Below are 25,703 nucleotides of genomic sequence, written 5' to 3'. Positions count from 1 at the left end.
GTGCGGCGAGTAGCGTGTGACATGTTGTCCTGTAGTGGAGCGCTGCCCGTGCGGGAGTAGCTCAGTTGGTAGAGCACAACCTTGCCAAGGTTGGGGTCGCGAGTTCGAGTCTCGTCTCCCGCTCCACTTTTTCCGCTCTGTCGTCTTCATCCCCATCTCCGCCCGCCACCCAGCCCCCTGGGTGGCTTTTTGTTTTGAACGCTTCCCCTGGTACAATCCCCTCCATGTCCCCACTGGTCGGTGTGATTATGGGCTCGAGGTCAGATTGGGAAACCATGCGGCATGCGGTGGAGATCCTCGAGCGCCTCCAAATCCCCTACGAGACCAGGGTGGTCTCGGCCCACCGCACACCGGACCTGTTGTTTGAGTATGCACAGACCGCCGAGGCGCGGGGGCTCGAGGTGATCATTGCGGGGGCGGGAGGAGCAGCCCACCTGCCCGGCATGACGGCCTCTAAAACCACCCTTCCGGTGCTGGGAGTGCCGGTTCAGTCCAGGGCCCTCAATGGCCTGGACTCTTTGCTCTCGATCGTACAAATGCCCGCGGGCATCCCGGTGGGGACCTTGGCCATCGGACCAGCAGGAGCGGTCAACGCGGCTCTGCTGGCGGCCAGCATCCTAGGCAACAAGTACCCGGAGGTGGCCCAGGCTTTGAAGGAATTCCGGGCCCGACAGACGGCGGACGTGCTCGAGCACGCCGATCCGAGACTCTGAGAAAACCCCGCCTTCGTATAAAGATCGCATAAACCCCACAAACGCGGGCAATTGGGCTAGAGTTCTTATATCGTAACGTTCAGGTCTAACCGGTGAGATGGATATTCATCCAGGGGTGTACGGGCTGCGGGTGGGGGGGATTCTCTCGCTGGGTTGGGGCATTGCTCACCTGATTTGGGGCTCGTCGCCGCCCCTGGTCTCCGACATGCTCCTCATAGGAGCAGGCCTGCTTCAACTGTACCTGGCGCGTCGCTGGCCGAAGCCCCCGTCTGACCCCAGAACCCCTACGCTTCTGCGGACCTTGACGGCGGAACGCTACCAGCTTTTCGTGGAAAACTTTCAGGGCATCGCTTTCCAGGGCGACCTCGACACCCTGCGACCCATCCTGCTCGGCGGGCAGGTGCGGCAGATCACCGGCTATGAGCCGGAGGAGTTTCTGGCAGGGCAAGTTGGCCTGTCTCGCCTGCTGGCCCGCCGAGATTTGCCGCGGGTGCGCCAGGAGATGACGCGACTGCTACAAGACTCCGAGCATTTCACGGACATCGAGTTCCGCATCCGCCCTAAGGGGGGTGGTGAACGCTGGGTGCGCCTGGTGGCGGCTCGAGCTGATACCGCGAGGAGTCACCGGTTCATTCAAGGGGCTATTTACGACATTCACGGGCGCAAGGAAGCCGAAGCCGCGTTGCGCCGCAGCGAGCAGACCCTGCGCCAGATCACCGACGCCATGACCGATATGGTGATGCTGCTTGACCTGGACGGGGTGGTGCAGTACGTCACCCCTTCGGTGAAGGCCATGCTGGGCTATGAACAGCATGAGCTGGTGGGGCGGCGGGCTGATTTACTGGTCGATCCAGCCGACCTGAGCGAGCTCGAGCAGCAGGGCAGACAGGCCCAAGCCGAGGGGCGCTCATACAAGGTGGAGTACCGTTGTCGGCACAAGGAAGGGCGCTACGTCTGGCTCGAGGCCACCGTAGATTTTGTGCACGAGGGTGACCGCCCGGTGAGCGTGGTGGTGGGGGCGCGGGATATCAGCGAGCGCAGGCGACAGCGGGCCCACGTGGAATTCATGGCCTTCCACGACGAGCTGACCCGACTTCCCAACCGCCGCGCCCTCAAGCAGCAGGCCGAGCAGGCCCTGGAGATTGCCCGCACGAGCGGCCAGCCGCTGGCTTTGCTGTACTTTGACCTCGACAACTTCAAGGCGATCAACGACACCCTGGGGCACGACGTGGGCGACGAGCTGCTGGTGGAACTCGCCGCCATCCTCTCGCAGCAGTTGCGTTCCGGGGACCTGCTGGCCCGGCTGGGGGGAGACGAGTTTGCCTGCTTGTTGCCGGGAACCGACCCCGAACAGGCTCGGCAGGTCGCCATCCGCATGTCGCGGGCGGTGCGGGGTACCTTTACCCTGCGCGAGCAGGAGATCGCCCTGGGGATGAGCGTGGGGGTGGCGTGTTTTCCCCACGACGGCCAGAGCTTCGTGGAGTTACTCAAGGCTTCAGACATCGCCATGTACCAGGCCAAGGAATCGGGCAGCCGGGTGATGGTCTACGAGGCCGGTAAGAGCCCTTACACCTACGAGCGCTTGCGCCTCGAGGCCGGCCTGCGCGAGGCGGTAGAGCAGCATGCCTTCGAGTTTTACTACCAACCTTTCCTACGCCTGGCCGACGGAGTGGTGGACGAGGCCGAGGCCCTGCTGCGCTGGCGCAACCGGGGGCAACTGGTAAACGCCGCCGACTTCATCCCCCTGGCCGAGGAGATCGGGCTGATTGGCCGCATTGACCAGGCTGCCTTCTCGCTAGCCTTGTGGCAATTGGTGCGCTGGCAACAGCAGGGCTTGCCCTACAGGCTCTCCCTCAACATCTCAGCGCAGTCAGTGGCCCGCAAGGGGGCCCTGACCGAACTCAACCATCTGGTGCAGCACGGGGGCCTCGAGCCCCACCGCCTGACCCTGGAGATCACCGAGAGCGCCCTGCTGCACGATTCCGAGGAAGTACGCTCGGCGCTGTTGGAACTCAAGGCGCTGGGGGTGCGGCTGGCGATGGACGACTTCGGCAGCGGTTACGCCTCGCTGGCCTACCTGCGTCGCTTGCCGCTGGACCGCATCAAGATCGACCGCAGCTTCATCACCCATCTGGGATCGAGCCGCCGCGACGAGAAGCTGGTGCGGGCCGCCATCGACCTAGGGCACAGCCTCGAGGCCGAGGTGCTAGCCGAGGGGGTTGAAACCTTCGAACAGCTCCGGTGGCTGCGGGAAAACGGCTGCGACCTGGTTCAGGGCAACCTGATCAACCTGCCGGCGTCCCTCGAGACCTGGTATCCCAGCCAGGCGGTCCTGGGCCGCCTCCAACTGGCCCTCGCCCCACGAAGACCCAGCCCCATGGGGTAGACTGCCTTTTCGTGATCGGGGTCCTGGGAGCTGGACAGTTGGGCCGGATGCTGGCGCTGGCGGGATATCCGCTGGGCCAGCGCTTTCGCTTTTTCGATACCGTGGAAGATGCCGTAGCGGGGCAGCTGGCCGAGCTGCGGGTGGGGGCTTACGACGACCTGGAGGCCCTCTCCCACTTCGCCGAGGGGCTCGAGCTCGTGACCTACGAGTTCGAGAACGTGCCGGTGGCCGCCGCCCGCTTCCTGGCCGAGCGTGTGCCGGTCTTTCCCCCGCCACAGGCCCTCGAGGCTGCCCAGGATCGGCTGGTGGAGAAGACCTTCTTCCAGGGCCTGGGTATCCCCACCCCGCCGTTTTATCCGGTGTCCACTCGCGCCGACCTGCTACAGGGCGTGGAGCGCATCGGCTTCCCCTGCGTGCTCAAGACCCGCACCCTGGGCTATGACGGCAAGGGGCAGGAGGTGCTGCGCGGCCCGCAGGACTTAGAGCGCGCTTGGACCAGCCTGGGCGGGCAGCCGCTGATCCTCGAGGGCTTCGTGGAATTCGAGCGCGAGCTTTCGGTCCTGGCCGTGCGCGGGCGAAGCGGGGAACTGGCCTTTTATCCGCTGGTCGAGAACCACCACCACGGCGGCATCCTGCGCAAGAGCCTGGCCCCCGCGCCCGGCCTCTCCCCCCAGTTGCAGGCCCAGGCCGAGGACTATGCCCGGCAGGTGCTGGAGCGGCTGGAGTACGTGGGTGTGCTGGCCATCGAGCTCTTCGAGGCCGAGGGGCGGCTCATGGCCAACGAGATGGCTCCTCGCGTGCACAACTCCGGCCACTGGAGCCTCGAGGGCGCCGAGACCAGCCAGTTCGAGAACCACCTGCGCGCGGTGCTGGGATTGCCGCTGGGCTCGACCCAGGTGCGCGGCCACGCTGCCATGCTCAACCTCATCGGCTTTCAGCCCGACTTCGCCCGTATCCTCGAGGTCCGCGAAGCCCACCTGCACTGGTACGGCAAGGAGGTTCGTCCGGGGCGCAAGGTGGGCCACGTCAACCTGCGGGCCGATACCTGGGAGGAACTCGGGGCGCGGCTGAGGGCACTGGAGGACGCGATAGCATAGGGCATGGACTTGCTCTCCACCCTGGCCCTGCACGCCGCTGAGGCCGAGAAGCCCCTCAACGACCCGATCTCGCTGCCCATCTACCAGTCGGCCTCCTGGACCTTCCGCGACCTCGACGAGGTGGACGCGGTGTACGAGGGCCGCCAGGCCGGGACCATCTACGGGCGCAACGGCACACCCAACCACCGGGCGCTCGAGGCTCTGTTCGCCGCCTTGCACGCCGCCGAGGCCGCCATCGCCTGCGCTAGCGGGATGAGCGCTCTGAGCGCGGCCTTTCTGGGCCTGCTAGAGGCGGGTCATAAGGTGGTGGCCTCGCAGGACCTCTACGGCAGCACCCTGGGTGTGCTGCGCGACCTGGGACGCTTCGGGGTGCGGGTGACCACGGTGGATATCGGGGACTGGGAGGGAATGGAGCGCGAGCTCGAGGGGGCGCGGCTGCTGGTGCTCGAGACCTCCTCCAACCCCCGCTTGCGCGTCCCCGACCTGGCCCGCCTGTCCGAGCTGGCCCACCAGGCCGGGGCGCTGGTGCTGGTGGACAACACCTTCGCCTCGCCCTACCACTGCCGCCCCCTCGAGCACGGCGTGGACGTGGTGATGGAGAGCCTGACCAAGTTCATCGGCGGCCACTCCGACGTAATGCTGGGGGGGCTGGCGGGCCGCAGGGAGGTGCTCGACCCCGTCCGGGCGGTGGCGGTGCGGATGGGCTTCGTCTCCAACCCCCACGAGTGCTGGCTGGGGGTGCGTGGCGCCCACACCCTCGAGCTGCGCATGCAGCGGGCCTCGGCCAATGCGCTCGAGCTCGCCCGCTTCCTCGAGGCCCACCCCAAGGTGCGCCGCGTCCACTACCCCGGCCTGCCTTCCCACCCCGACCACGAGACCGCGAAGAGGGTGCTGCGGAACGGATTCGGGGCGATGCTCTCCTTCGAACTCGAGCCCTCCCGCTCTGCCGTGAACGCCCTGCTGCACCACCTCGAGCACGTCCGCATGGCCTTGAGCCTGGGCGGGGCCCACACCACCCTCTCCCACCCCGCCACCAGCTCCCACCGCTTCCTCACCCCCGCCGAACGCGAAGCCCTCGGCCTGCACGACGGCTTCCTGCGGATGTCGGTGGGGATCGAGAACCTGGAGGACTTGCGGGCGGACCTGGAGCGGGGGCTGGGGGCGGTGTGAGGCGGGAGGCAGGAAGCTATCCTTTCCCAGCCCCCCCTTGCTCAAGGCGTCTTGCGTTTTGCGTTTGGCGTACGGCGTAGGACGTACGACGTACGACCGCGCCCGGCGTCCGGCTATCCGCTATCGGCCACCGACCTGAACGCCCCCTCGAGCCCCTCCAGCGCCTGCGCCACCACCTCGGGCGTGTGGGCCGCCGAGGTGAAGCCGGCCTCGAACTGGGAGGGGGCGAGGTAGACGCCGTGCTCGAGGGCGGCGTGGAAGAACTTGGCGTAGCGCTGCACGTCGCTGGTCTTGGCCGAGGCGTAGTCGCTCACGGGCTCTTCGGTGAAGAAGAAGCCAAACATGGTGCCGGCCTGGTCGGTCTGGAGGGGAATCCCGGCCTGCCGGGCCAGCTTGGCGATGCCCTCGACGAGGGTGCGGGCGGCCTCGGCGGCGGCTTCGAAGACGCCGGGGCGGGACCACTCCTCCAGCGTCGCCAGCCCGGCGGCCATCGCCAGGGGGTTGCCGGAGAGGGTTCCGGCTTGGTACATGGGGCCCGCCGGAGCCACCCACTGCATAATTTCTCGCCGACCGCCATAGGCCCCCACCGGCAGACCGCCGCCGATCACCTTGCCCAGCGTGGTGAGGTCGGGCTCGACGGCGTAGTGGCCCTGGGCCCCGCCCAGCGCCACGCGGAAGCCGGTCATCACCTCGTCGAAGATCAGCAGGGTGCCGTGCTCTCGGGTCAGGCGGCGCAGGCCCTCGAGGTAGCCCGCCTTGGGGCGCACCAGGCCCATGTTGCCCGCCACGGGCTCGAGGATCACCGCCGCGATCTGCTCGGGGAAGCGGGCAAAGAGTTCCTCCAGGGCGCCCAGGTCGTTGAAGGGGAGGGTCAGGGTGTCCTGGGCCGCGCCCCTGGGGACGCCGGGGCTGTCGGGCAGGCCCAGCGTGGCCACGCCGGAGCCGGCCTGCACCAGCAGCATGTCGCCGTGGCCGTGGTAGTGGCCGGAGAACTTCACGATCTTGTCGCGCTTGGTGAAAGCCCGCGCCAGCCGCAGGGCGCTCATGGTGGCCTCGGTGCCGCTATTGACGAAGCGCAGCATCTCGACGCCCGGCATCAGCTCGGTGACTTTGCGGGCCAGGCGGGTCTCGAGCTCGGTGGGCGCGCCGTAGCTGGTGCCGAGCTCGGCTTGGGCCTGCACGGCCCTGACCACGGCCTCGGGGGCATGGCCCAGCACCAGCGGGCCCCAGCTCATCACGAAGTCGGTGTAGCGGTTGCCGTCCACGTCCCACAGGTAGGGACCTTTGGCTTTTGCGATGAACACCGGGGTTCCACCCACCCCGCGAAAGGCCCGCACGGGGGAGTTGACCCCGCCGGGGATAAACTGCTGGGCTTCTTCGAACAGCGCCTTGGAACGTTCGTGGCTGAGTTTGGTCATAGTTGAAAGTCAAGGGTCAAGGGTCAGGGCGTATTGTGTTTCGCGTTCGGCCATCGGCGTTCGGCGTTTGACGTAAGACGTACGACGTACCACCCTCACCGCACGACCCCCTTCGCGCTGAACTCGTGCACGAAGTCGGCCAGGCGGGCCACGTTGTCGGGCGGGGTCTGGGGCAGGATGCCGTGGCCGAGGTTGAAGATGTGGCCACGGCGGCCTCCGGCCTCCTCCAGCACGGCCTTCGCCTGGCGCTCGAGTTCCTCCCAGGGAGCCTGGAGGAGGAGGGGCTCGAGGTTGCCCTGAATGGCCCGGTCGTAGCCGATCTGGGCCCAGGCCTCGTCAAGGCCGATGCGCCAGTCTACGCCCACCACGTCACTGCCCAGGGCGCTGATGGCGCGCAGCAAGGTTCCGGTTCCGGTGCTGAAGTAGATCACCGGCACGCCGCTTTCCCTGGCCGCAGCGATGAGGCGCGCGTTGTAGGGGGCTACGAAGCGGGCGTAGTCGCGGGGAGAGAGCGTCCCGGCCCAGGAATCGAAGATCTGCAGCGCGGCGCACCCGGATTGGACCTGGAAGAGCAAATAGTCGCCCAGCACGTGCACCAGTTTGTCCATCAGGCTGGCCCAGGCTTCGGGCTGGTGGTACATCAGGCGCTTGGTCTTCTCGTAGTTGCGGCTGCCGCCACCCTCCACGGCGTAGCTGGCGAGGGTGAAGGGTGCGCCCACGAAGCCGATCAGCGGCAGGCCGCGCCCGTCGAGCTCGGCGGTGACGAGCCGGATGGCCTGGGCGGTGTAGGGCATGGCCTCGGCGGCGGGGGGAGTCATGAGCCCTTCGATGTCGGCCAGGCTGGTGATGGGGTTGCCGATCACCGGTCCCCTGCCCTCGACGAAGTCGAGCTCGAGCCCCATCCCCATCAGCGGTGTCAGGATGTCGTTGAAGAGGATGGCCGCGTCGAGGTCGAAGGCCTTGATGGGTTGCAGGGTGATCTCGGCGGCCAGCTCGGGGTCCTGGATGGCTCCCAGCATGGTGGTCTTGGAGCGCAGGGCGCGGTACTCGGGCATGTAACGCCCGGCCTGGCGCATGAACCACACCGGCGTGGCGTCGGTGGGCTCGAGGCGCACCGCCTTGAGGAAGCGGGAGTTGCGTACGGACTCGTTCATGGTTCAGCCCTCGCGCAGCCAGCAGGCGGCGTCTTTGGCGTGGTAAGTCAGGATCAGGTCAGCCCCGGCGCGCTTGAAGGCGGTGAGGGTCTCGAGCACCACCCGCCGCTCGTCGAGCCAGCCGTTGAGGGCAGCGGCCTTGACCATGCTGTACTCGCCCGAGACGTTGTAGGCGGCCAGGGGCAGGTCGAAGGCTTCGCGCACCCGGCGCAGCACGTCGAGGTAGGGCAGGCCCGGCTTGACCATCAGCACATCGGCTCCCTCCTCCACGTCGAGGCGGGCCTCACGCAGGGCTTCGCGGGCGTTGGCGGGGTCCATCTGGTAGGAGTGGCGGTCGCCGAAGGCGGGGGCGCTGTCGGCGGCCTCGCGGAAGGGGCCGTAGAAGCCGCTGGCGTACTTCACCGCGTAGGACATCACCCCGGTCATGCTAAAGCCCTCCCGGTCGAGCGCGGAGCGGATGGTGGCGATCATCCCGTCCACCATCCCGCTGGGGGCCACGATATCGGCCCCGGCCTGGGCGTGGGAGACCACCACCTTGCCCAAAATCTCGAGCGTGGCGTCGTTGTCGAAGCGGCCCTCGCGGATGACGAAGCAGTGGCCGTGGTCGGTGTACTCGCACAGGCACACGTCGGTGATCACCACGAGTTCGGGCACCGCCTTCTTGATGGCCCGGATGGCCTGCTGCACAATGCCCTCGGGAGCAAAGTTCTCCAGGCCGATGGGGTCTTTGTGCTGGGGCAGCCCGAAGAGGATCACCGCGGGGATGCCCAGGCCGTAGACCTCCTGGGCCTCGGCCACGGCCTCGTCGACCGAGAGGTTAAACACCCCCGGCATCGAGCCGATCTCGCGGCGCACACCCTGCCCGTGGACCACGAACAGGGGATAGATGAAGTCGTCGGGGGCGAGCTGGGTCTCGCGCACCATCCGGCGCAGGGTCGCACCGGCCCGCAGGCGGCGCATGCGTTGAGCAGGAAAGGGCATCCTAAGCGACCTCCGTGAACACTTTCTCCAGCGCCTCGAGCAATCCCGCAGCGCTTTGGGCATCAGCTACGCAGTCTACCCCCAGCCCGCATTCCCGCGCAGCCTGGGCCGTGGTGGGGCCGATGCAGACCACTTTGGGCGGGACGATGCCGGGAGCCAGGGCCACCCAGCCCCGCACGCTCGAGGGGCTGGCAAAGACGGCGGCGTCGAAGCCTTCGCGCAGCGCGGCCAGGGCCTCGGGGTTGGGATGGCCCAGGACGGTCCGGTAGACCGGGATCCGCTCGACGAAGGCCCGCTCGGCCTTGAGGCCCTCGAAGAGTTCGCCACGGGCCTCCTCGGCCACCAGCAGCAGGAAACGCTGCCCGGCCAGGGGGCCACGCGCCCGCAGGGCCTCGAGCAGGCCCTCGGCGCTGGACTTCTGGGCGATCAGGTCGGCCTTGAGGCCGTAGGGCTCGAGGGCCGCAGCCGTGGCCGCCCCCACCACCCCGATGCGGGTGCTCGGAGCCAGCGCCAGCCCGCTGGCGGCCAGGTACTCCAGGCCATAGCGCACCCCGTTGGCGCTGGTGAACAGCAGCCAGTCATAGGTATGGTGCCGGAAGTGCTGGGAAGTGCTGAGTGGAATGGCCTCGGTGGCGAGGGTGGGAAAGAGGATGGGGATGCCTCCGGCCCCCTCGAGCAGCGCCCGCAATTCCCCGCTTTGCTCGAGGGGACGGGTGATCACCACCCGCTTGCCCTTCAGACCCACGTGCCCTCCAGCAACTCCGCTGCCCCCTGGGCCAGCACGGCCTCGGCTAGGGCGGCTCCCAGGCGCTCGGGGTCGTCGCCCTGCAGGGTGTGGGTGATGGCCTGGCTCCCGTCGGGCCGCAGCACGCGCCCGGTCAGGCGCAGCAGGCCGTTCTCCTCGACCGCCAGCGCCCCCACCGGCAGGCTGCAGCCCGAGCCCAGGGTGCGCAGGAAGGCCCGCTCGGCCTCCACGGCCCGGCGGGTGGGCCGGTGGTCCAGAGGCCGCAAAAGCTCGAGCACCGCTTCGTCCCCGGCACGGGCCTGCACTGCCAGCGCCCCCTGTGCGGGCGCGGGGAGCACCACCTCGGGCGGGAGGATTTCGGTGACCTGCTGCTGCAAACCCAGGCGCTCGAGCCCGGCCAGCGCCAGCAGGATGGCGTCGTAGGGACCGTGGGGGTCGAGGGCCTTCTGGATGCGGGTGGGCACGTTGCCCCGCAAGCTCTCCACGCGCAAGTCCGGGCGGGCCGCCCGCAGCTGGGCGGCCCGGCGGGGGCTGCTGGTGCCCACGGTGGCGTTCGGGGGTAGCTCGCTCAGCCTGGCCCCGCTGCGGCTGATGAGGGCCTCTAGAGGCGAAGCCCGCTCGGGGACGGCTCCCAGGGTGAAGCGGGGGTCGAATTCGGTGGGCAGGTCCTTGAGGCTGTGCACCGCCAGATCGGCCTCGCCGCGCTCGAGGGCGGCCTCGAGTTCGGCGGTGAAGAGCCCCTTCCCCCCGATCTCGGGCAGGGCCTTCTCCAACTCGCGGTCGCCGCGGGTGCTCAGGGTGAGCAGCTCGACCTCGAGGCCGGGGTGCAGCTCGCGCAGCCGCCGGGCGACGTGCTCCGACTGCCACAGGGCCAGCCGGCTGCCGCGGGTGCCGATGACCAGCTTCATTCTTGCTCCAGCCCGAAGAGGGCGTGCAGGGCTTGCCGGTAGGGCTCGGCCTCCCCCTCTTCGGCCAGCTCGCGCAGGCGGGTCAGGGGGGAGTGCAGCAGCTTCTGCACCAGGCGGTGGGTCACGCGCTCGGCCAAGGCCCGCTCGGCGGGGGAGAGGGCCTCGAGCTCGGCCTGCCGCAGGGCCTCGAAGCGCTGCCGCAGGGCCTTGACGGTGGGCACCACCGCGCGGGCCTCGAGCCAGCCCGCAAAAGCGTTCAACTCTTCTCGAACGATCCGTTCAGCCTGGGGGATGGCGGCCTGGCGCTCGCTTCGGTGAACGCTGAGGATGGTCTCGAGGTCGTCGAGGGTGTGCAGCCGCAGGCCCAGTTTGGCCACCGAGGGGTGGATGCTGCGGGGCAGGGATAGGTCGAAGAGGGCCATGGGGTTCTTGGTGCCGCCCAGGTGCTCAGGCCACAGCAGCGGCTTTTGCACGCTCACCGCCGAGATCACGAAGTCGGCGTGGGGCAGGACCTGACCGATGGCCTCGAGCCCGATGGCTTCGGCGTCGGCCTGCTCGGCCAGCAAGCCGGCTCGCTCGGGCGTGCGGTTGGCGACCCAGATCGCGCCGAAGCGGGCGCGGTCCAGGCTCAGCAGGGCCGAACGGGCCATGCTGCCCGCCCCGATGATCAGCACCGTGGGTGAGGTCAGGGTGGCGGCTTCGTGGTTGAGCATGCGAGCCACCAGGCTGCTGTGGGAGAGGATGCCATCGCCCAGCGTGGTTTCGTGCCGCACCCGCTTGCCGGTGTGCAGGGCCTGTTGCAGCAGCTTAGAGAGCACCGGCCCTAAGCTGCCGATCTCCCGGGCGAGTTCGAACATCTGTCGCACCTGCCCTAAGATCTCGCTCTCGCCCAGCACCTGCGAGTCCAGCCCGGCAGCCACGCGCAACAGGTGTTCCTGGGCGTCGCGGTCCTCGAGCGCGTAACCGTGGTGGCTGAAGTCGCGCCGGCTCACCTGGACGTGACCCAGCAGCCCCAGCAGGGTGTTGAGGTCCATCTGCGGCCCGCCCACGCCGTAGAGTTCGGTGCGGTTGCAGGTGGAGAGCACGGCGACTTCTTGCAGGCCAGCGGGGGGTTTTTCCCTGGCCCTGATCAGGATTTGAGCCTGCGCGGGCTTGGAGAGCACGTAGCGTTCACGCACCTCCAGCCGGGCCGAAGCGTGATTGATCCCCACGCACAGCAGGCGCGGGCGGTCGGGTGAGGAGTGGGACAGGCTCATGGGCGAGGAGTTCGGGGCAAGGGCAAAACGCTAACGGATTTAGTAACGCCAGCTACCCCAGCACAGACTATGAAACCATAAATCCGGGGCAAAGGACATTAGTCCCGCCACAAGACCCCAGGAGCATGTTGGGCTTGGCAAGCCCTGCACGGCAAAAATTTATTCACCAGGGTAGCTTAAAACCCCCCTATGAACCAGGGGCGGCTCCCTAGTCGGGCTCGAGCCATTGCTTCAGTATTGAGGGCGGAGGTAAGCGATGCCCCTACTCACCTGTCCCGTTCCAGGATGCGAATCAGGCATGAACGAGGTCGTACGCAACGGAGTCCACATCGACGTGTGCCCCAAGTGCCGGGGTGTCTGGCTCGATCCGGGCGAGATGGAGCGCCTACTGGGTCAGGTGCGCGAGTACGAGCGGGAGTACGAGGCCGAGCTCGAGGCCTACCGCCAGCAGGACCCCCGCTACCGGCAAAGCCCCGAATACCGCCGCACCCACGACACCGACCACGGCTACGACTATGACCACAAGCGGCGGCGTAAGAAGAGCAAGCTCGAGCAACTCTTTGACCTTTTCGACTAAGTACCCCACGAGAAGCTTTGCGTCATCTTCCCGTCAGGGCGCCAAAAAGCGCTTCCCGTGAGGGCCCCCAGGATGGGGGTAAATTGGGTTGGAGGGCACTTCGCCTCGCAGGGACGATGAGCCCCTCGTCCTCGTGGCCTTGCCTCCCTCCTTGCATCCCTACGCTAGAGAACGATGTGACGGATGTTACGCTGGTGGGCATGGGCCGTCAGCCCGAACCCCACAAGCGATCCGAGTTGCTGGAGAAGGCGGTGGACTACGTGCTGGAAAACGGCTTGCAGGGGCTGAGCCTGCGCCCTCTGGCTCGGAGGCTGGGCACCAACGCCCGCATGCTGATCTACCACTTCGAGAGCAAGGAAAAGCTCATCACCGAGGTTCTTCAAGCCGCCCAGGCGCGCCAGCGCGCCCTCTTGCAGGGGCTGAGTGGCGGTGCTGCCGATCCATACGCGGCCCTCGAGGCCTTCTGGCGCTGGTTCACCTCGCCGCGCATGGCTCCTTTTGCCCGGCTGCTCTACGAAGTCGAGGTGGGGGCCATGCAGGGGCAGCACGAGTACCGGAGCTTCGCTCGGCAGGCCATCCACGGCTGGATCGGCTTCGTCCTGCAAGGCTTGCCGGGCTCCACCCCGGCTCAGGCTAGCCTGATCGTCGGGACCATAGCGGGCTTGCTGCTCGACTGGCTGATCACGGGGGAAGAGGAGCGGGTGAACGCGGCTTTTGGCGCGTTCCTCGAGGTGCTGCGAAAAGGGGGGCTCGCATGACTGGGAGAGGGGCTTCCGGAGTGAGGCAACTGTAGCGTTGCCCCCAGACCATAAAGCCACGGCTATTCCTGCGTATAATCGGCCCACAAGAGGAGCCAAGCATGAACCGTCTCGAGCGACTGCGCCAAGTCATCGCCGCTGCCCAGCGGCATCCTGTGTACGCTGAGCGCCTGAAGGGGCTGGACGCTCAGGGTTTCACCCCCCAGCACCTCGCCCAGATTCCCCCGATGACCCGCCAGGAGTGGATCGTCTACATCCAGGCCAACCCCCGCCCACCCCAGGGCGCGGCCCTGATGCACCTCACCCCCAGCCCGGCCCTGGGCTGGATGCCCGAGTACCTCTCCGCCGAGGACGTGGAGTACCAGGCCCAGGCCCTCGCGGGCCAGATGCGACGGTTGGGCGTGGCGGGCAAGAGGGCTTTGGTGACCTTCGGTTACCACATCTTCGCTGGCGGCTGGCTCTTCCACGAGGCCTTGCAGCGCGCTGGGGCCATGGTGTTGCCGCACGGGCCCGGCGACGCCGAGCGCATCGCCCAGCTTCAGCAGCAGTACGGCTTCGAAATCCTGGTCTGCAACCCTTCCTTCGCCATGAAGATCGCCCGGGCCGGGGGGCGCTTCGAGCTGCTGCTGGCCGGGGGTGAGCCCTTCACCAGCGTGCCGGGCTACCGCGAGCAGCTCGAGGCGGCAATCGGTGGCGTGGCCGTGGACGCCTACGGAACCTCCGAACTCGGCGTGGTGGCCGGGGAAGGCTTGGAGAAAAAGGGCCTGGTGGAGATTCCCGAGATGGCGATTATCGAGGTGCTCGACCCCGAGACCCTGGAGCCCACCCCCGACGGCGAGAAGGGCGAACTGGTGGTCACGGCGCTCTCGCGCACCCTCATGCCCATGATTCGCTTCCGCACGGGCGACTTGGCCATAGCCCAGCGGGTCGATGGGCAGACCGTGCTGCCCAGGGGCGTGATTGGCCGCACCGACCTGATGGTCAAGGTCAAGGGGGTCAAGCTCTACCCCACCGAACTCGCCCCGCTGCTGATGGCCTTCGGCCTCGACCCCCGCAGCGGTGGGGCCCAGGTGGTGGTCGACCGGGGCGAGGGTGGCACCGACCGGCTCTACCTGCGGCTCAAGGCGGCAGCGGTTCCACCCGGCCTCGAGGACGCCCTGCGCCGGGCCACCGGCCTGAAGTTCGACGGGCTCGAGGCAGACCCGGCGCTGGAGGGGCCGCCGCTGGTGGATAAGCGCTTTGGTTGAGCTAACCCCCGCTGAGCGCAGCCACCACTCCCACCCGGCTGCTGGCCTCGAGCGCCCGCGACAGGTCCCGCTCGAAGGCGTCGTCTACCACCAGGTTGACGTGGGGCCGCAGGCGGCCCTGCTCATCGACGATGCGGAAGGCGAGGCCGGGGTAGTGCTGGTCGAGGGTGGCGATCAGGTGGGCCAGGGTGGGGGTGGGGGCCTCGAGCGTGACCTCGGCCTGGCCGCCGGTGTACTCGCGGAAGTGCGAGGAAAACCAGACCTTCATTGATAAGCCCCCACCGGGCGGACCGAGAGCACGCGCGGCAGGTGGGCGGCCAGGCTGCTCCAGCGTTCCCCACCGTCCAGGCTGCCCCAGACCTCGCCCGAGGTAGTCCCGAAGAAGAGGCTGGGGGGATCGGAGGGATAGATGCTCAAGGCTTGGCGGAACACCGTCCACCAAGCCCGCTCTGGCAGGCCCTCACGACAGGCTTCCCAACTACAGCCCGCGTCGCGGGTACGGTAGACCGCGGGGCGGCCCTCGGGGCAGGTGCGCGGCCAGACGCTGGTGCCGTCCATGGGGAAGACGTAGGCCGTGTCGGGGTCGGTAGGGTGGACCGCCACGCCAAAGCCGATGTCCCCTACCTCCGGGGGCAGGTTGCGGCCCACGCGGTGCCACAGGCCCTCGCGGCGGTCGAGGCGGTAGACCCCGCAGTGGTTCTGCTGGTAGAGGCGGTCGGGCTCGAGGGGGTGCATCACGATGCGGTGGGGATCCTGACCGTAGAGGTGATAGGGACCGTTGCTGGGGGGCGGCAGGAAGTCGGCCTCGAGGCCCTGGTTGAGCGGGGCCCAGCTATTCCCTCCGTCCTGACTTTCGAAAACCCCCCCCGTGGAGAGCCCCACGTAGAGGTGCTCGGGGTCTCTAGGATCGACCAGGATGGAATGGGTGAGGGCCCCGCCGGGGGTTTCCCCCAAAAAACCCGCGTACCCCTCGCGCTGGTTGAGTTCGGCGATGTACTCGGTGAACGCAGCAACTTCTTCCCAGGTTTCGCCGCCATCCTGCGATTTGAACAGGCCGTGAGGCGCGGTACCGGCCCACCACACGCCGGGCTGGTGGGGATGGCCGGGCGTCAGCCAGAACACCGTGTCCACCGAGCGCGCGCTGCCTGCTCGAAAGGCTGGTGGCTTGCGGCTTTCCTGCCAGGTCGCGCCTTCGTCGTTCGACCACACCACCGTAGGGCCCAGGTGCCCGGTGCGCGTCGCCACCACCATCCGGGATCCGGGGCGCGGGTCCATCACCGCGTCGCTGATGATCTCGCCGAAGCGCAGCGGCTGGCTCAGCGCCCAGCCCTCCCCCTGTTGCCCCAGAACGTATAGCCCCTTCTGTGTCGATACCAGCAGCCTGATCCTCATGAACCACCCTCCCCGCGAAGAATTGATTTCAGTATTAACATAACGTGGTTCATGAAATAAGTCAAAAGTAAAATAGCCGTTCCCGATTCGGTACTGTGCCGTGGGGTGGTGAGGCCGCTCGAGATCGAGGCATTGCCGCAGACCGAGCAGGGCACTGCGCTGTCCGGGTATTGCAACCCTCCACGGCTTGTGAGGTGCATGTGAAGGTGTAAACTAGGCCAGATAAAAACGCGTAGTGTTCTCGGTTTGCGTTTGGTCATGTGAACTGAGGCACGAGCGAGGAGGCAAGAAGCGGATGACAGCGTCACCTGGCAGTGAATACCTGGCGGTCCTGGTCTATATCGCCGTCGCGCTGGCTATCGGCATCCTGGCGGTGGTGGTAGGAGCGGCGCTGGGCCCGAAGAAACCGGGCCGCGCTAAACTGATGCCCTATGAGTCGGGCAACGATCCAGCCGGGGAAGTCAAGCGTTTCCCCGTGCATTTCTATGCCGTGGCCATGCTCTTCATCATCTTCGACGTGGAAGTGGCCTTCCTGTGGCCCTATGCCGTGAGCGCCGGGTCTTTGGGGATCGCGGGCTTCGTGGGCCTGTTGATCTTCACCGTGCTGCTGTTCGTGGGCTTCGTCTACGAGTGGTGGAAGGGTGTGATGAGGTGGCGCTAGGAGGGTCGAGCGTTGAGGGTCGGGGGCCCCTGCCTCGGCCCTCGACTCTGGACGTTCCCGGAGGAAACTGAATGCCGACGATTGCAGATTTGTTCACCAAAGACGTGCAGGAGCTCGAGAACGAGGGCATCCTGTTCACCACGCTGGAGAAGCTGGTGGCCTGGGGGCGCTCCAACAGCCTGTGGCCCGCGACCTTCGGGCTGGCCTGCTGCGCCATCGAGATGATGGCCTCTACCGATGCCCGCAACGACCTCAGCCGCTTCGGCTCCGAGGTCTTCCGGGCCTCGCCCCGCCAGGCCGACGTGATGATCGTGGCCGGGCGGCTGTCGAAGAAGATGGCCCCGGTGATGCGGCGGGTCTACGACCAGATGCCCGACCCCAAGTGGGTCATTAGCATGGGGGCCTGTGCGAGCTCGGGGGGCATGTTCAACAACTACGCCATCGTGCAGAACGTCGATAGCGTGGTTCCGGTGGACGTGTACGTGCCCGGCTGCCCGCCCCGCCCCGAGGCCCTGATTTACGCGGTGATGCAGCTTCAGAAGAAGATCCGGGGCCAAGCCCGCGACGACCTGGGGCGCAGGCTGCCTCCGGTCGAGGCCTGGAAGCGCTAAGGAGGAGTGATGCAACGATTGCAGCAGGTGCTCGAGCAGGCCAAGAACCACGGCTGGCCGGTGGAGCAGGCTCATGGCAACACCTGGGTCACCCTGCCCCGCACCCTCTTCAAGGCCCAGATGGAGGCCTGGAAGACCCAGGGCTTCAACTACCTCGCCGACATCGTCGGCATCGATTACCTGAAGTACCCCGAGAAGAAGGCGGAGCGTTTTTGCGTGGTCTATGAGCTGGTGTCGCTGCCGGGCTACAGGAGCGGCGACGGCAGCCGCTTCTTCGTGAGGGTGTTCGTCCCCGAGAGCAACCCGGTGCTGCCCACGCTCACCGACCTCTGGATGGGGGCCGACTTCCTCGAGCGCGAGGTCTACGACATGTTCGGCATCAAGTTCGAGGGTCACCCGGATCTGCGCAAGATCCTCACCCCCGAAGACCTCGAGGGCTTCCCTCTGCGCAAGGACTTCCCGCTGGGCGAGACCCCCACCCTCTTCAAGGAAGGCCGCTTCATCGACCCCGACGCCTTCCGGGCCGGGCTTTCCGGTGACAAGGCCGGCATGACCGGCTGGCGTGGAGGCAGCCGCAAGGGCTACCGGGACGTCTTCGAGGAGATCCAGAAGGTAGCGAAGGAAGGGGGTAACTGATGCTCAAAGAGCCCATCCGCCCCGACGACGAGCTGCACTCCAAGACCAGCTTCGGCACCGACATCCAGGGCGCGCCCGAGCTAAAGTCGGAGATCATGACCCTCAACGTCGGGCCGCAGCACCCCTCCACCCACGGCGTACTGCGCGTGGTCGTCGATCTGTCGGGTGAGCAGATCCTGCGCCTGACCCCCCACATCGGCTACCTGCACACCGGCTTCGAGAAGAACATGGAGAACCGCACCTATACGCAGTGCATCACCTACACCCCGCGTATGGACTACCTCCATTCCTTCGCCCACGACCTGGCCTATGCCCTGGCCGTGGAGAAGCTGGTAGGGGCCGAGGTGCCCCCCAGGGCACAGGTCATCCGGGTGATGCTCAACGAGCTCTCCCGCATCGCTTCCCACCTGGTGTTCTTGGGCACGGGCCTGCTGGACTTCGGCGCGCTCACCCCCTTCTTCTACGCCTTCCGCGAGCGCGAGGCGCTGCTCGACCTCTTCGAGTGGGTCTCGGGCCAGCGTTTCCACCACAACTACATCCGCGTCGGCGGCCTCAAGGAGGACCTGCCGGAGGAGTTCCTCAGCGAGGTCAAGAAGTTCCTCGCTGTCATGCCCCACCGTATCGACGAGTACGAGAAGCTCTTCCGCGAGAGCCCCATCTTCTACGAGCGGGCCAAGGGGGTGGCGGTGATCCCCGCCGAGGACGCCATCAACCTCTCGCTCACCGGCGGCAGTCTGCGGGCCAGCGGCGTGAACTACGACGTGCGCAAGGCCTACCCCTACGCCGGTTACGAGAGCTACAGCTTCGACGTGCCCGTGCTCCAGGGCGGCGACGTCTACGACCGCATGGTCATCCGCATCCTCGAGATGCGCGAGTCGGTCAAGATCATCCGCCAGGCCGTGGAGCGGCTCGAGGGCCTCGGCCCCGGCCCCATCCGCGACCCCAACCCCCAGGTCTCCCTGCCGCCCAGAGAACTGCTGGAGACCTCGATGGAAGCGGTCATCTATCACTTCAAGCTGGTGACCGAGGGCTTCCACCCCGCTTTGGGCGAGGTCTACGTGCCCACCGAGAGTGCGCGGGGTGAGCTGGGCTACTACATCGTCTCCGACGGCGGCTCGATGCCCTACCGCGTCAAGGTGCGCGCCCCCAGTTTCGTCAACCTGCAGTCGCTCTCCTACGCCTGCAAGGGCGTGCAGGTGGCCGACATGGTGGCGGTGATCGCTTCTCTCGACCCGGTGATGGGGGACGTGGATCGATGACAAACGCCCAGCGCCCGACGCCTTTCGCGGCGTGCGGCGCTGGGCGCAACCGGAGGTTGCATGGGATTCTTCGACGACAAACAGGATTGGCTGGCTGAGGTCTTCAGCCAGTACCCCGAGCGCCGCGCGGCCTTGATGCCCCTGCTGCGCCGGGTTCAGCAGGACGAGGGCTGGATCAGTCCCGAGCGCCAGGAGGAGATCGCGCGGCTGGTGGGCACCACCGCCACCGAGGTGGCCGGGGTGATGAGCTTTTACAGCTACTACCAGGCCCTGCCCACTGGCAAGTACCACATCCAGGTGTGCGCCACGCTCTCCTGCGCCATCGGCGGGGCCGACGAGCTGTGGGACGAGTTGGTCAACGAGCTGCAAATCCTGCGCGGCGACGTGACCGACGACGGGCTCTTCAGCATCCAGAAGGTGGAGTGCCTGGGTTCGTGCCACACCGCGCCGGTGATCCAGATCAACGACGAGCCCTACGTGGAGTGCGTGACCAAGGCTCGCCTGCGCGCCCTGCTCGAGGGGCTGCGCCAGGGCAAGCGCCTGGAGGAGATCCAGCTTCCCGGCAAGATCGGGCACGTGGTGCACAACCGTGGTGACGAGGTGGGCGCATGAGCGACGGACCCATTGTCTCGGGCAAGGACCCCCGCTTCGAAGTGACGCTGTACAAGCACGTGGGTAAGGACAAATCCTGGACGCTGGACTACTACCTCGAGCACGGCGGCTACCAGGCCATCCAGAAGGCCATCGCCATGGGCCAGGACGCGGTGATCGAGGAGGTCAAGCGCTCTGGGCTGCGTGGGCGTGGGGGGGCGGGCTTCCCCACCGGCCTCAAGTGGAGCTTCATGCCCAAGAACACCGGCAAGCAGCACTACATCGTCTGCAATGCCGACGAGAGTGAGCCGGGCAGCTTCAAAGACCGCTACCTCCTCGAGGACGACCCCCACCAGCTCATCGAGGGCATGATGATCGCGGGGCTGGCCATCCAGGCTACCAAGGGCTACATCTACATCCGCGGGGAGTACCGCCGGGCCTACGACCGCGTGACGGCGGCCATCAAGGAGGCCCGCGAGCGCGGCTACCTGGGCAAGAACCTCTTCGGCAGTGACTTCGAGTTCGACCTCTACGTGCACCGGGGGGCCGGGGCCTACATCTGCGGTGAGGAGACGGCGCTGATGAACTCCCTGGAGGGCCTGCGGGCCAACCCGCGCATGAAGCCGCCCTTCCCGGCCCAGGCCGGACTGTGGGGCAAGCCCACGACCATCAACAACGTCGAGTCGCTGTGCAGCGCGGTCCACATCATCCAGCGCGGGGCCGACTGGTTCGCCAGCATGGGCACCGAGAAGTCGAAGGGCCACAAGCTCTTCCAGGTGTCGGGGCCCTTCAAACGCCCCGGCGTGTACGAGCTGCCGCTGGGCACCACCTTCCGCGAGCTGCTCTACGACTGGGCCGGGGGCCCCACTGAGCCTATCCAGGCCATCATCCCCGGCGGCTCCTCCTGCCCGCCGCTGCCCTGGACTGACGAGATCCTCGACACCCCCATGGACTACGAATCCATCGCGGCCAAGGGCTCGCTGCTGGGCACGGGCGGGGTCATTGGCATCCCCGCCAGCATGAGCATGGTGGACGCCATGTGGAACGTGACCCGCTTCTACGGTCACGAGTCGTGTGGCAAGTGTACCCCCTGCCGCGAGGGCGTCTCGGGCTGGATGGTGCGCCTGTTCGAGAAAATGGGCACGGGGCAGGGGGAGAAAGGTGACGTGGAACTGCTCGAAGACCTCTTGAACCAGATCGAAGGCCGCTCCTTCTGCGCCCTGGCCGACGCGGCCTGCTGGCCGGTGCGCGGCAGCTTAAAGCACTTCCGTGACCAGTTCGTGGACGTGGTGGAGAACAAGAAGGTGCTCGAGCGGGTGGGAAGCCGCTGGGCCTGATTGGGGTGACGGATGGCTAAAGTGACTGTAAACGATCGCGTGGTCGAGGTCCCCAACGGAACCTCCGCCATGGACGCGATATTCCACGCGGGCTACGACGTGCCACTGTTCTGCGCCGAGAAGCACCTCTCGCCCATAGGCGCCTGCCGCATGTGCCTGGTGCGCACCGGCAGCCCGCGCAAGGGACCCGATGGCAACTGGATCCTCGACGAAAAGGGCAACCCCAAGATCTTCTGGATGCCCAAGCTGGTCGCTTCGTGCATCACGGCGGTGACCGATGGCATGGTGATCGACACCCTCTCCGACGAGGTCAAGCACGCCCAGTCGGGGATGGTCGAGCTCACCCTCTTCAACCATCCCCTCGACTGCCCCACCTGCGATAAAGGCGGGGCCTGCGAGCTGCAAGACCGCACGGTGGAGTACGGGCTGGTGGAGAAGTTCTATCACCCCAACCCCATGGAACTTCCCATGTACACCCGCTACGAGATGACCCGCAGGCACGTGGACAAGCACCACTCGCTCTCGGAGTTCATCGTGCTCGACCGCGAGCGCTGCATCCACTGCAAGCGCTGCGTGCGCTACTTCGAGGAGGTCCCCGGTGACGAGGTGCTCGACTTCATCGAGCGCGGCGTGCACACTTTCATCAACACCGAAGACGACGGGCTGCCCTCCAACTTCACCGGCAACATCGTGGACATCTGCCCGGTAGGCGCGCTGCTGGACCAAACCGCCCGCTTCCGCGCGCGCAACTGGGAGTACGACTCCACCGAGACCACCTCCTTAGACGACGCCTCGGGGGCGGGGATCATCGTCGATACCCGCAGCGGGGTGCTCGAGCGCATCCGCGCTGCCGAGCGCCGCGAGGTCAACGAGACCTGGATCTCCGACGCGGCCCGCTTCGGCCACGAGTGGGTGGGCCAGGACCGCCTCACCCGCCCGCTGGTGCGCCGCGAGGGCAGGCTGGTCGAGAGCACCTGGGAGGAGGCCCTCGCCGCCATCAAGGCTGGGCTGGCCGGGGTTGCCAAGCACGAGATCGGCCTTTACCTCGGTGGCAACGCCACCCTCGAGGAGGGCCTGGCCGCCGTGGAGCTGGCCGGGGCGCTAGGCACCCCTCACCGCGACTTCCAGGGCCGCACCAACAGCCCCGCCACCGCCTTCCCCGCCACCACCTTCGCCGAGTTGCTCGATGCCAGCTTTGTGCTGGTGCTGGGCGACCCCAGCGAGGAAGCCCCCACCGTCCACCTGCGTCTGTCGGAGTTCAGCCGGGGGCTCAAGCCCGCCGCTGTGCTCAACCACGGCACGCCCTTCGCCGACCTCAACATCAAGGAGCGCATGGAGCGCCGCCTGGAGAAGATGGCCCTCTTCAGCGCCTATCCCGCCCGGCTGGCCAAGTGGGCCTTCGTCTCGGGTGTGCACGCGCCGGGGGCCGAGGCCGCGCTGCTGTCCGCCCTGCTGGGCCAGAGCCAGGCCGTGCCCGATGGCGTCAGCTCTGAAGCCGTCGCCTGGACTCGGAGCAGGCTCGAGGCCGGCAAGGCTGTGATCGTGCTGGGCGCCGCCGTGCTCAACGACCCCCTGGCCGCGGCCAAAGCCAGAGCCCTGGCCGAAAAGTACGGGGCCAAGGTGATGTGCATGACCCCGGCGGCCAACGCGCGGGGCCTGGAGTCGCTGGGCCTCTACCCCGGCAAGGGCGGCCTGGGCTGGACCCAGAGCGGCCTCAAGGCTGCCTACTACGGCTTCCTTCCTACCGAGGAGCAGCTCAAGGCCACCGGCTTCCGGGTGCTGCACCTGACCCACCGCAGCCCCCTGGCCGAGCGCTACGCCGACGTGGTGCTGCCCAATCAGACTGCCTACGAGAAGCGCGGCCAGACCGTCAACCTCGAGGGCCGGGTGTTGCCCGTAGAGCCCGCGGCCATCAACAACGGCGAAGCCGACGGGGCGGTGGCCGCGCTGGCCCTGCTGGCCGAAGCGGCGGGCCTCAAGCCCCCGGTGCGGCTGGTGCGCCAGGCCGCCAAGACCCTGCACGACCAGTACAAGCTTCCCCCTGTGGGCAGCCTGTGGGCGGGCAAGGCCGCCAGCTTCAGCAGCCCGGCCTCCACGGGTTCGCTCTACCTGCGCCCCAGCATGTGGCGGCGCGAGCAGTTGGTGGGGGCGGTGGCCAGGGTGGTGCAGGTCTGCCTGGAAGCCAGCCCCGAGACCGCGCGGGAAAACGGCCTCATCGACGGCGCGGTGGTCGAAGTCGAGAGTCCGGCGGGGCTCGAGCGGGCCACGGTGAGGGTTGTGGCCGGCCTGCCCGCAGGGGTAATGTATCTGCCTGCCTTGGGGGCCTGGTCGGGCCGCAGCCTGGCGGCCCGGGTGCTGGCTCCGGTGGAGGGTGCCCATGACTGATCCATTGTGGATGGTCGGCATCAAGGCTTTTCTGGTGGTGTTCGGCCTGCTGACCGCATTCGCCTACATGACCCTGATCGAGCGCCGCCTGCTGGCGCGCTTCCAGGTGCGCTGGGGGCCCAACCGGGTGGGGCCGATGGGCCTGCTGCAGCCCCTGGCCGACGCCATCAAGTCGATCCTCAAGGAAGACATCGTGCCCACCAAGGCCGACAAGGTGGTCTTCGTGCTGGCCCCCGTCATCGCCATCACTTTCGCGCTGGTGGGCTTCGGGCTGATCCCCTTTGGTCCCAAGGGGGCCTTCTTCGGCTTCGACCCCTGGGTGATTAACCTCGACGTGGGCATCCTCTACCTCTTCGCCGTGAGCGAGATGGCGGTCTACGGCATCTTCCTGGCCGGGTGGGCTTCGAACTCCAAGTACTCGCTGCTGGGCTCGCTGCGCTCCTCGGCGGCCCTGATCTCCTACGAGCTGGCCCTGGGCATGAGCCTCTTGGCCCCGGTGATGCTGGTGGGCTCCTTGAACCTGCAGGACATCGTGGAGTGGCAGGACAAGCACGTCTGGCTGATCTTGCCGATGTTCCCGGCCTTCGTGCTCTTCACCATCGCCTCGATGGCCGAGGCTGCCCGCACCCCCTTCGACCTGCCCGAAGCCGAGCAGGAGCTGGTGGGCGGCTACAGCACCGAGTACGCCTCGATCAAGTGGGCGCTGTTCCAGATGGCCGAGTACGTGCACCTCATCACCGCCTCGGCGCTGATCCCCACCATCTACCTCGGCGGCTGGAAGATGCCGGGCTTCATCCCCGACATCCCCTACTTGTGGATGTTCCTCAAGATCGCGCTGTTTTTGTTCTTCTTCATCTGGATCCGCGCCACCTGGTTCCGCTTGCGCTACGACCAGCTCATGCGCTTTGGCTGGGGCCGGCTGTTCCCGGCAGCGCTGGTGTGGTTCTTGGTGGTGGCCTTCTACGTGGCGCTCAACGGAGGTAAAGCATGAGCCTGACTGCATTGGCCCAGAGCCTGGGGATCACCCTCAAGGCGCTGTTCTCCAGGCCGGTGACGGTCTCTTATCCCGAGGCCCCGGTGGCCCTCAAGCCACGCTTCCACGGGCGGCACGTCCTCACCCGCCACCCCAACGGCCTCGAGAAGTGCATTGGCTGTAGCCTGTGCGCGGCGGCCTGCCCGGCCTATGCCATCTACGTCGAGGCCGCCGAGAACGACCCTGAAAATCCCGTCAGCGCGGGCGAGCGCTACGCCAGGGTCTACGAGATCAACATGCTGCGCTGCATCTTCTGCGGCCTTTGTGAGGAAGCCTGCCCCACCGGCGCGGTGGTGATGGGCTACGACTTCGAGATGGCCGACTACCGCTACTCCGACTTCGTCTACTCCAAGGAGGACATGCTCGTCGAGGTACAGGGCACCAAGCCCCAGCGCCGCGAGGCCTCCTACACCGGCAAGCCGATCAGGCGGGGCTACGCGGTGCCCTACGTGCGGCCCGAACTCGAGGGCCTCGACGCGCCGAAGGCCAAAGACCCCAGCTACGCCTCCATCGCGCGGCAGCTAGGGATAGACAAAGCAGGAGGGGAGAGATGAGCTTGGTCGAGCTGCTCGCGGCGGCTTTGCTGCTGCTCAGCGCGCTGGTGGTGGTGCGCGCCTCCAACGCCGTGCACGCCGCGCTGGCCCTCATCGCCAACTTCCTGGTGATCGCCGCGGTCTACGTGGGGCTCGAGGCCCGCTTCGTGGCCATGACCCAGGTCATCGTCTACGCCGGGGCCATCGTGGTGCTGTTCCTCTTCGTGATCATGCTGCTCTCGGCGGCGCAGGCCAACGTGGGCAAAGACCTCCTGCCGGGGTTGCAGGTCCCGGCCATTCTGGGTTCCGCCGCGCTGGCAGGGGTGCTGATCTACGCCCTCAGCCGCTTCAGCGCCCCCGCCAACCCCGGCGTCCTGAACGGGGGTCTGCCCCAGGCCCTGGGGCCCCTGCTGTACGGCCCCGAAAAATGGCTCTACGCCCTGCTGCTGGTGGGTTTCTTGTTGCTGGTGGCCACCATCGCCGCGGTGGTGCTGGTGGAGCCCGAGCGCATCGTGCCGGAGGCCAGGAAGCCCGCCGCCGAGGAGAAGGAGTTGGTCGAACGATGAGCTGGCTGGTGGTTTCTGCCCTCCTCTTCACCATCGGGGCCTATGGGGTGCTCTCGAGGCGCACCGCGATTTTGGTGTTTCTCTCCATCGAGCTCATGCTCAACGCCGCCAACCTGGCCCTCATCGCCTTCGCTAGGCAGTGGGGCAGCCTGGATGCCCAGGTGGTGACGCTCTTCGTCATCGCCATTGCCGCCGCCGAGGTGGCGGTGGGGCTGGGGCTGATTGTGGCCATCTTCCGCCGCCGGGAGACCACCGGCGTCGATGAGCTGAGGGGGCTGAGGGGCTAAGT

Annotated in this window: 26 protein-coding genes and 1 tRNA gene; 19 read left to right on the top strand and 8 right to left on the bottom strand. The window is 67.2% G+C overall.

Annotated elements, in window-relative coordinates; translation table 11 throughout:
- Positions 1-50: 50 nt before the first annotated feature.
- The 5 genes from Mrose_RS04620 to Mrose_RS04600 all read left to right on the top strand — a co-directional run bounded on the left by Mrose_RS04620 (position 51) and on the right by Mrose_RS04600 (position 5,366).
- Positions 51-126, top strand: a tRNA-Gly gene (locus Mrose_RS04620).
- A gap of 98 nt (positions 127-224) precedes the next feature.
- A complete protein-coding gene (gene purE / locus Mrose_RS04615) occupies positions 225-713 on the top strand; it encodes a 5-(carboxyamino)imidazole ribonucleotide mutase (RefSeq protein ID WP_119276251.1) in 489 nt (162 codons plus the stop codon).
- 301 nt (positions 714-1,014) lie between these two features.
- Positions 1,015-3,099: a putative bifunctional diguanylate cyclase/phosphodiesterase gene (locus tag Mrose_RS04610; protein WP_182482670.1), complete on the top strand. Its 2,085-nt coding sequence runs from the start codon at positions 1,015-1,017 to the stop codon at positions 3,097-3,099.
- 11 nt (positions 3,100-3,110) lie between these two features.
- Positions 3,111-4,196: a 5-(carboxyamino)imidazole ribonucleotide synthase gene (locus tag Mrose_RS04605; protein WP_119276249.1), complete on the top strand. Its 1,086-nt coding sequence runs from the start codon at positions 3,111-3,113 to the stop codon at positions 4,194-4,196.
- Positions 4,197-4,199: 3 nt separating this feature from the next.
- On the top strand, positions 4,200-5,366 hold the full coding sequence (locus Mrose_RS04600) for a trans-sulfuration enzyme family protein (RefSeq protein ID WP_119276248.1): 1,167 nt from the start codon (positions 4,200-4,202) through the stop codon (positions 5,364-5,366).
- A 113-nt stretch (positions 5,367-5,479) separates the two neighbouring features.
- Here Mrose_RS04600 and hemL read toward each other — a convergent pair whose 3' ends face one another.
- The 6 genes from hemL to hemA all read right to left on the bottom strand — a co-directional run bounded on the left by hemL (position 5,480) and on the right by hemA (position 11,828).
- Positions 5,480-6,784: a glutamate-1-semialdehyde 2,1-aminomutase gene (gene hemL / locus Mrose_RS04595; RefSeq protein ID WP_119276247.1), complete on the bottom strand. Its 1,305-nt coding sequence runs from the start codon at positions 6,782-6,784 to the stop codon at positions 5,480-5,482.
- Positions 6,785-6,879: 95 nt separating this feature from the next.
- Positions 6,880-7,938, bottom strand: a complete 1,059-nt coding sequence (hemE, locus tag Mrose_RS04590) for a uroporphyrinogen decarboxylase (protein WP_119276246.1) — start codon at positions 7,936-7,938, stop codon at positions 6,880-6,882.
- A gap of 3 nt (positions 7,939-7,941) precedes the next feature.
- Complete coding sequence (gene hemB / locus Mrose_RS04585) at positions 7,942-8,919, bottom strand: porphobilinogen synthase (protein WP_119276245.1); 978 nt, start codon at positions 8,917-8,919, stop codon at positions 7,942-7,944.
- A 1-nt stretch (position 8,920) separates the two neighbouring features.
- Positions 8,921-9,664: a uroporphyrinogen-III synthase gene (locus tag Mrose_RS04580; RefSeq protein WP_119276244.1), complete on the bottom strand. Its 744-nt coding sequence runs from the start codon at positions 9,662-9,664 to the stop codon at positions 8,921-8,923.
- Entirely contained in the window at positions 9,655-10,572 is a 918-nt protein-coding gene (gene hemC / locus Mrose_RS04575; protein WP_119276243.1) for a hydroxymethylbilane synthase, read from the bottom strand. Before hemC ends, Mrose_RS04580 begins: the two co-directional genes overlap by 10 nt.
- Entirely contained in the window at positions 10,569-11,828 is a 1,260-nt protein-coding gene (gene hemA / locus Mrose_RS04570; RefSeq protein WP_119276242.1) for a glutamyl-tRNA reductase, read from the bottom strand. The genes hemC and hemA overlap by 4 nt, the downstream gene beginning before the upstream one ends.
- A gap of 256 nt (positions 11,829-12,084) precedes the next feature.
- Between hemA and Mrose_RS04565 the strand changes: the two genes are divergently transcribed.
- From Mrose_RS04565 to Mrose_RS04555, 3 genes are all read left to right on the top strand, one after another.
- Positions 12,085-12,405, top strand: a complete 321-nt coding sequence (locus Mrose_RS04565; protein ID WP_119276241.1) for a TFIIB-type zinc ribbon-containing protein — start codon at positions 12,085-12,087, stop codon at positions 12,403-12,405.
- 176 nt (positions 12,406-12,581) lie between these two features.
- Positions 12,582-13,163: a TetR/AcrR family transcriptional regulator gene (locus Mrose_RS04560; protein ID WP_182482669.1), complete on the top strand. Its 582-nt coding sequence runs from the start codon at positions 12,582-12,584 to the stop codon at positions 13,161-13,163.
- A 101-nt stretch (positions 13,164-13,264) separates the two neighbouring features.
- Positions 13,265-14,410, top strand: a complete 1,146-nt coding sequence (locus Mrose_RS04555; RefSeq protein WP_119276239.1) for a phenylacetate--CoA ligase family protein — start codon at positions 13,265-13,267, stop codon at positions 14,408-14,410.
- A 1-nt stretch (position 14,411) separates the two neighbouring features.
- Here Mrose_RS04555 and Mrose_RS04550 read toward each other — a convergent pair whose 3' ends face one another.
- Positions 14,412-14,678 (bottom strand): MoaD/ThiS family protein, encoded by a 267-nt coding sequence (locus Mrose_RS04550; RefSeq protein WP_119276238.1) that lies wholly within the window; start codon positions 14,676-14,678, stop codon positions 14,412-14,414.
- Positions 14,675-15,802 carry a beta propeller repeat protein gene (locus Mrose_RS04545; protein ID WP_119276237.1) on the bottom strand — a complete coding sequence of 376 codons (1,128 nt, stop codon included), beginning with the start codon at positions 15,800-15,802 and terminating at the stop codon, positions 14,675-14,677. Before Mrose_RS04545 ends, Mrose_RS04550 begins: the two co-directional genes overlap by 4 nt.
- A 295-nt stretch (positions 15,803-16,097) precedes the next feature.
- Between Mrose_RS04545 and Mrose_RS04540 the strand changes: the two genes are divergently transcribed.
- The 11 genes from Mrose_RS04540 (at position 16,098) to nuoK (ending at position 25,701) form a co-directional block, all read left to right on the top strand.
- Complete coding sequence (locus Mrose_RS04540) at positions 16,098-16,463, top strand: NADH-quinone oxidoreductase subunit A (RefSeq protein WP_119276236.1); 366 nt, start codon at positions 16,098-16,100, stop codon at positions 16,461-16,463.
- Between the two features lie 71 nt (positions 16,464-16,534).
- The gene (locus Mrose_RS04535; protein WP_119276235.1) at positions 16,535-17,074 is read left to right on the top strand and encodes a NuoB/complex I 20 kDa subunit family protein; all 540 of its coding nucleotides are present in this window, start codon (positions 16,535-16,537) and stop codon (positions 17,072-17,074) included.
- A gap of 9 nt (positions 17,075-17,083) precedes the next feature.
- Positions 17,084-17,710 (top strand): NADH-quinone oxidoreductase subunit C, encoded by a 627-nt coding sequence (locus Mrose_RS04530; protein ID WP_119276257.1) that lies wholly within the window; start codon positions 17,084-17,086, stop codon positions 17,708-17,710.
- Between the two features lie 95 nt (positions 17,711-17,805).
- On the top strand, positions 17,806-18,969 hold the full coding sequence (gene nuoD, locus Mrose_RS04525; protein ID WP_245969558.1) for an NADH dehydrogenase (quinone) subunit D: 1,164 nt from the start codon (positions 17,806-17,808) through the stop codon (positions 18,967-18,969).
- A 60-nt stretch (positions 18,970-19,029) separates the two neighbouring features.
- Entirely contained in the window at positions 19,030-19,581 is a 552-nt protein-coding gene (locus tag Mrose_RS04520) for an NADH-quinone oxidoreductase subunit NuoE family protein (RefSeq protein ID WP_119276234.1), read from the top strand.
- On the top strand, positions 19,578-20,897 hold the full coding sequence (gene nuoF / locus Mrose_RS04515) for an NADH-quinone oxidoreductase subunit NuoF (RefSeq protein WP_119276233.1): 1,320 nt from the start codon (positions 19,578-19,580) through the stop codon (positions 20,895-20,897). Before Mrose_RS04520 ends, nuoF begins: the two co-directional genes overlap by 4 nt.
- Before the next feature lie 12 nt (positions 20,898-20,909).
- Complete coding sequence (locus tag Mrose_RS04510) at positions 20,910-23,282, top strand: NADH-quinone oxidoreductase subunit G (RefSeq protein WP_119276232.1); 2,373 nt, start codon at positions 20,910-20,912, stop codon at positions 23,280-23,282.
- Entirely contained in the window at positions 23,275-24,273 is a 999-nt protein-coding gene (nuoH, locus tag Mrose_RS04505) for an NADH-quinone oxidoreductase subunit NuoH (protein ID WP_119276255.1), read from the top strand. Before Mrose_RS04510 ends, nuoH begins: the two co-directional genes overlap by 8 nt.
- The gene (nuoI, locus tag Mrose_RS04500; RefSeq protein ID WP_119276231.1) at positions 24,270-24,869 is read left to right on the top strand and encodes an NADH-quinone oxidoreductase subunit NuoI; all 600 of its coding nucleotides are present in this window, start codon (positions 24,270-24,272) and stop codon (positions 24,867-24,869) included. The genes nuoH and nuoI overlap by 4 nt, the downstream gene beginning before the upstream one ends.
- Positions 24,866-25,414 (top strand): NADH-quinone oxidoreductase subunit J family protein, encoded by a 549-nt coding sequence (locus tag Mrose_RS04495; protein WP_119276230.1) that lies wholly within the window; start codon positions 24,866-24,868, stop codon positions 25,412-25,414. Before nuoI ends, Mrose_RS04495 begins: the two co-directional genes overlap by 4 nt.
- Positions 25,411-25,701, top strand: a complete 291-nt coding sequence (nuoK, locus tag Mrose_RS04490; RefSeq protein ID WP_119276229.1) for an NADH-quinone oxidoreductase subunit NuoK — start codon at positions 25,411-25,413, stop codon at positions 25,699-25,701. Before Mrose_RS04495 ends, nuoK begins: the two co-directional genes overlap by 4 nt.
- Positions 25,702-25,703 lie beyond the last annotated feature (2 nt).

Source organism: Calidithermus roseus, assembly GCF_003574095.1.
In the GTDB taxonomy this organism is placed as follows: Bacteria; Deinococcota; Deinococci; order Deinococcales; family Thermaceae; genus Calidithermus; species Calidithermus roseus.
The sequence above is the reverse complement of the archived record's forward strand: the minus strand, read 5'-3'. Positions and strand labels throughout refer to the sequence as shown.

Coding starts and splice junctions, on each gene's coding strand:
- Mrose_RS04600 (WP_119276248.1), top strand. CDS start 4,200: ATGGACTTGCTCTCCACCCTGGCCCTGCACGCCGCTGAGGCCGAGAAG.
- Mrose_RS04520 (WP_119276234.1), top strand. CDS start 19,030: ATGGGATTCTTCGACGACAAACAGGATTGGCTGGCTGAGGTCTTCAGC.
- hemL (WP_119276247.1), bottom strand. CDS start 6,784: ATGACCAAACTCAGCCACGAACGTTCCAAGGCGCTGTTCGAAGAAGCC.
- Mrose_RS04565 (WP_119276241.1), top strand. CDS start 12,085: ATGCCCCTACTCACCTGTCCCGTTCCAGGATGCGAATCAGGCATGAAC.
- Mrose_RS04555 (WP_119276239.1), top strand. CDS start 13,265: ATGAACCGTCTCGAGCGACTGCGCCAAGTCATCGCCGCTGCCCAGCGG.
- purE (WP_119276251.1), top strand. CDS start 225: ATGTCCCCACTGGTCGGTGTGATTATGGGCTCGAGGTCAGATTGGGAA.
- hemE (WP_119276246.1), bottom strand. CDS start 7,938: ATGAACGAGTCCGTACGCAACTCCCGCTTCCTCAAGGCGGTGCGCCTC.
- nuoI (WP_119276231.1), top strand. CDS start 24,270: ATGAGCCTGACTGCATTGGCCCAGAGCCTGGGGATCACCCTCAAGGCG.
- Mrose_RS04550 (WP_119276238.1), bottom strand. CDS start 14,678: ATGAAGGTCTGGTTTTCCTCGCACTTCCGCGAGTACACCGGCGGCCAG.
- nuoK (WP_119276229.1), top strand. CDS start 25,411: ATGAGCTGGCTGGTGGTTTCTGCCCTCCTCTTCACCATCGGGGCCTAT.
- Mrose_RS04495 (WP_119276230.1), top strand. CDS start 24,866: ATGAGCTTGGTCGAGCTGCTCGCGGCGGCTTTGCTGCTGCTCAGCGCG.
- nuoF (WP_119276233.1), top strand. CDS start 19,578: ATGAGCGACGGACCCATTGTCTCGGGCAAGGACCCCCGCTTCGAAGTG.
- Mrose_RS04535 (WP_119276235.1), top strand. CDS start 16,535: ATGCCGACGATTGCAGATTTGTTCACCAAAGACGTGCAGGAGCTCGAG.
- hemC (WP_119276243.1), bottom strand. CDS start 10,572: ATGAAGCTGGTCATCGGCACCCGCGGCAGCCGGCTGGCCCTGTGGCAG.
- Mrose_RS04510 (WP_119276232.1), top strand. CDS start 20,910: ATGGCTAAAGTGACTGTAAACGATCGCGTGGTCGAGGTCCCCAACGGA.
- Mrose_RS04540 (WP_119276236.1), top strand. CDS start 16,098: ATGACAGCGTCACCTGGCAGTGAATACCTGGCGGTCCTGGTCTATATC.
- hemB (WP_119276245.1), bottom strand. CDS start 8,919: ATGCCCTTTCCTGCTCAACGCATGCGCCGCCTGCGGGCCGGTGCGACC.
- nuoH (WP_119276255.1), top strand. CDS start 23,275: ATGACTGATCCATTGTGGATGGTCGGCATCAAGGCTTTTCTGGTGGTG.
- nuoD (WP_245969558.1), top strand. CDS start 17,806: ATGACCCTCAACGTCGGGCCGCAGCACCCCTCCACCCACGGCGTACTG.
- Mrose_RS04545 (WP_119276237.1), bottom strand. CDS start 15,802: ATGAGGATCAGGCTGCTGGTATCGACACAGAAGGGGCTATACGTTCTG.
- hemA (WP_119276242.1), bottom strand. CDS start 11,828: ATGAGCCTGTCCCACTCCTCACCCGACCGCCCGCGCCTGCTGTGCGTG.
- Mrose_RS04530 (WP_119276257.1), top strand. CDS start 17,084: ATGCAACGATTGCAGCAGGTGCTCGAGCAGGCCAAGAACCACGGCTGG.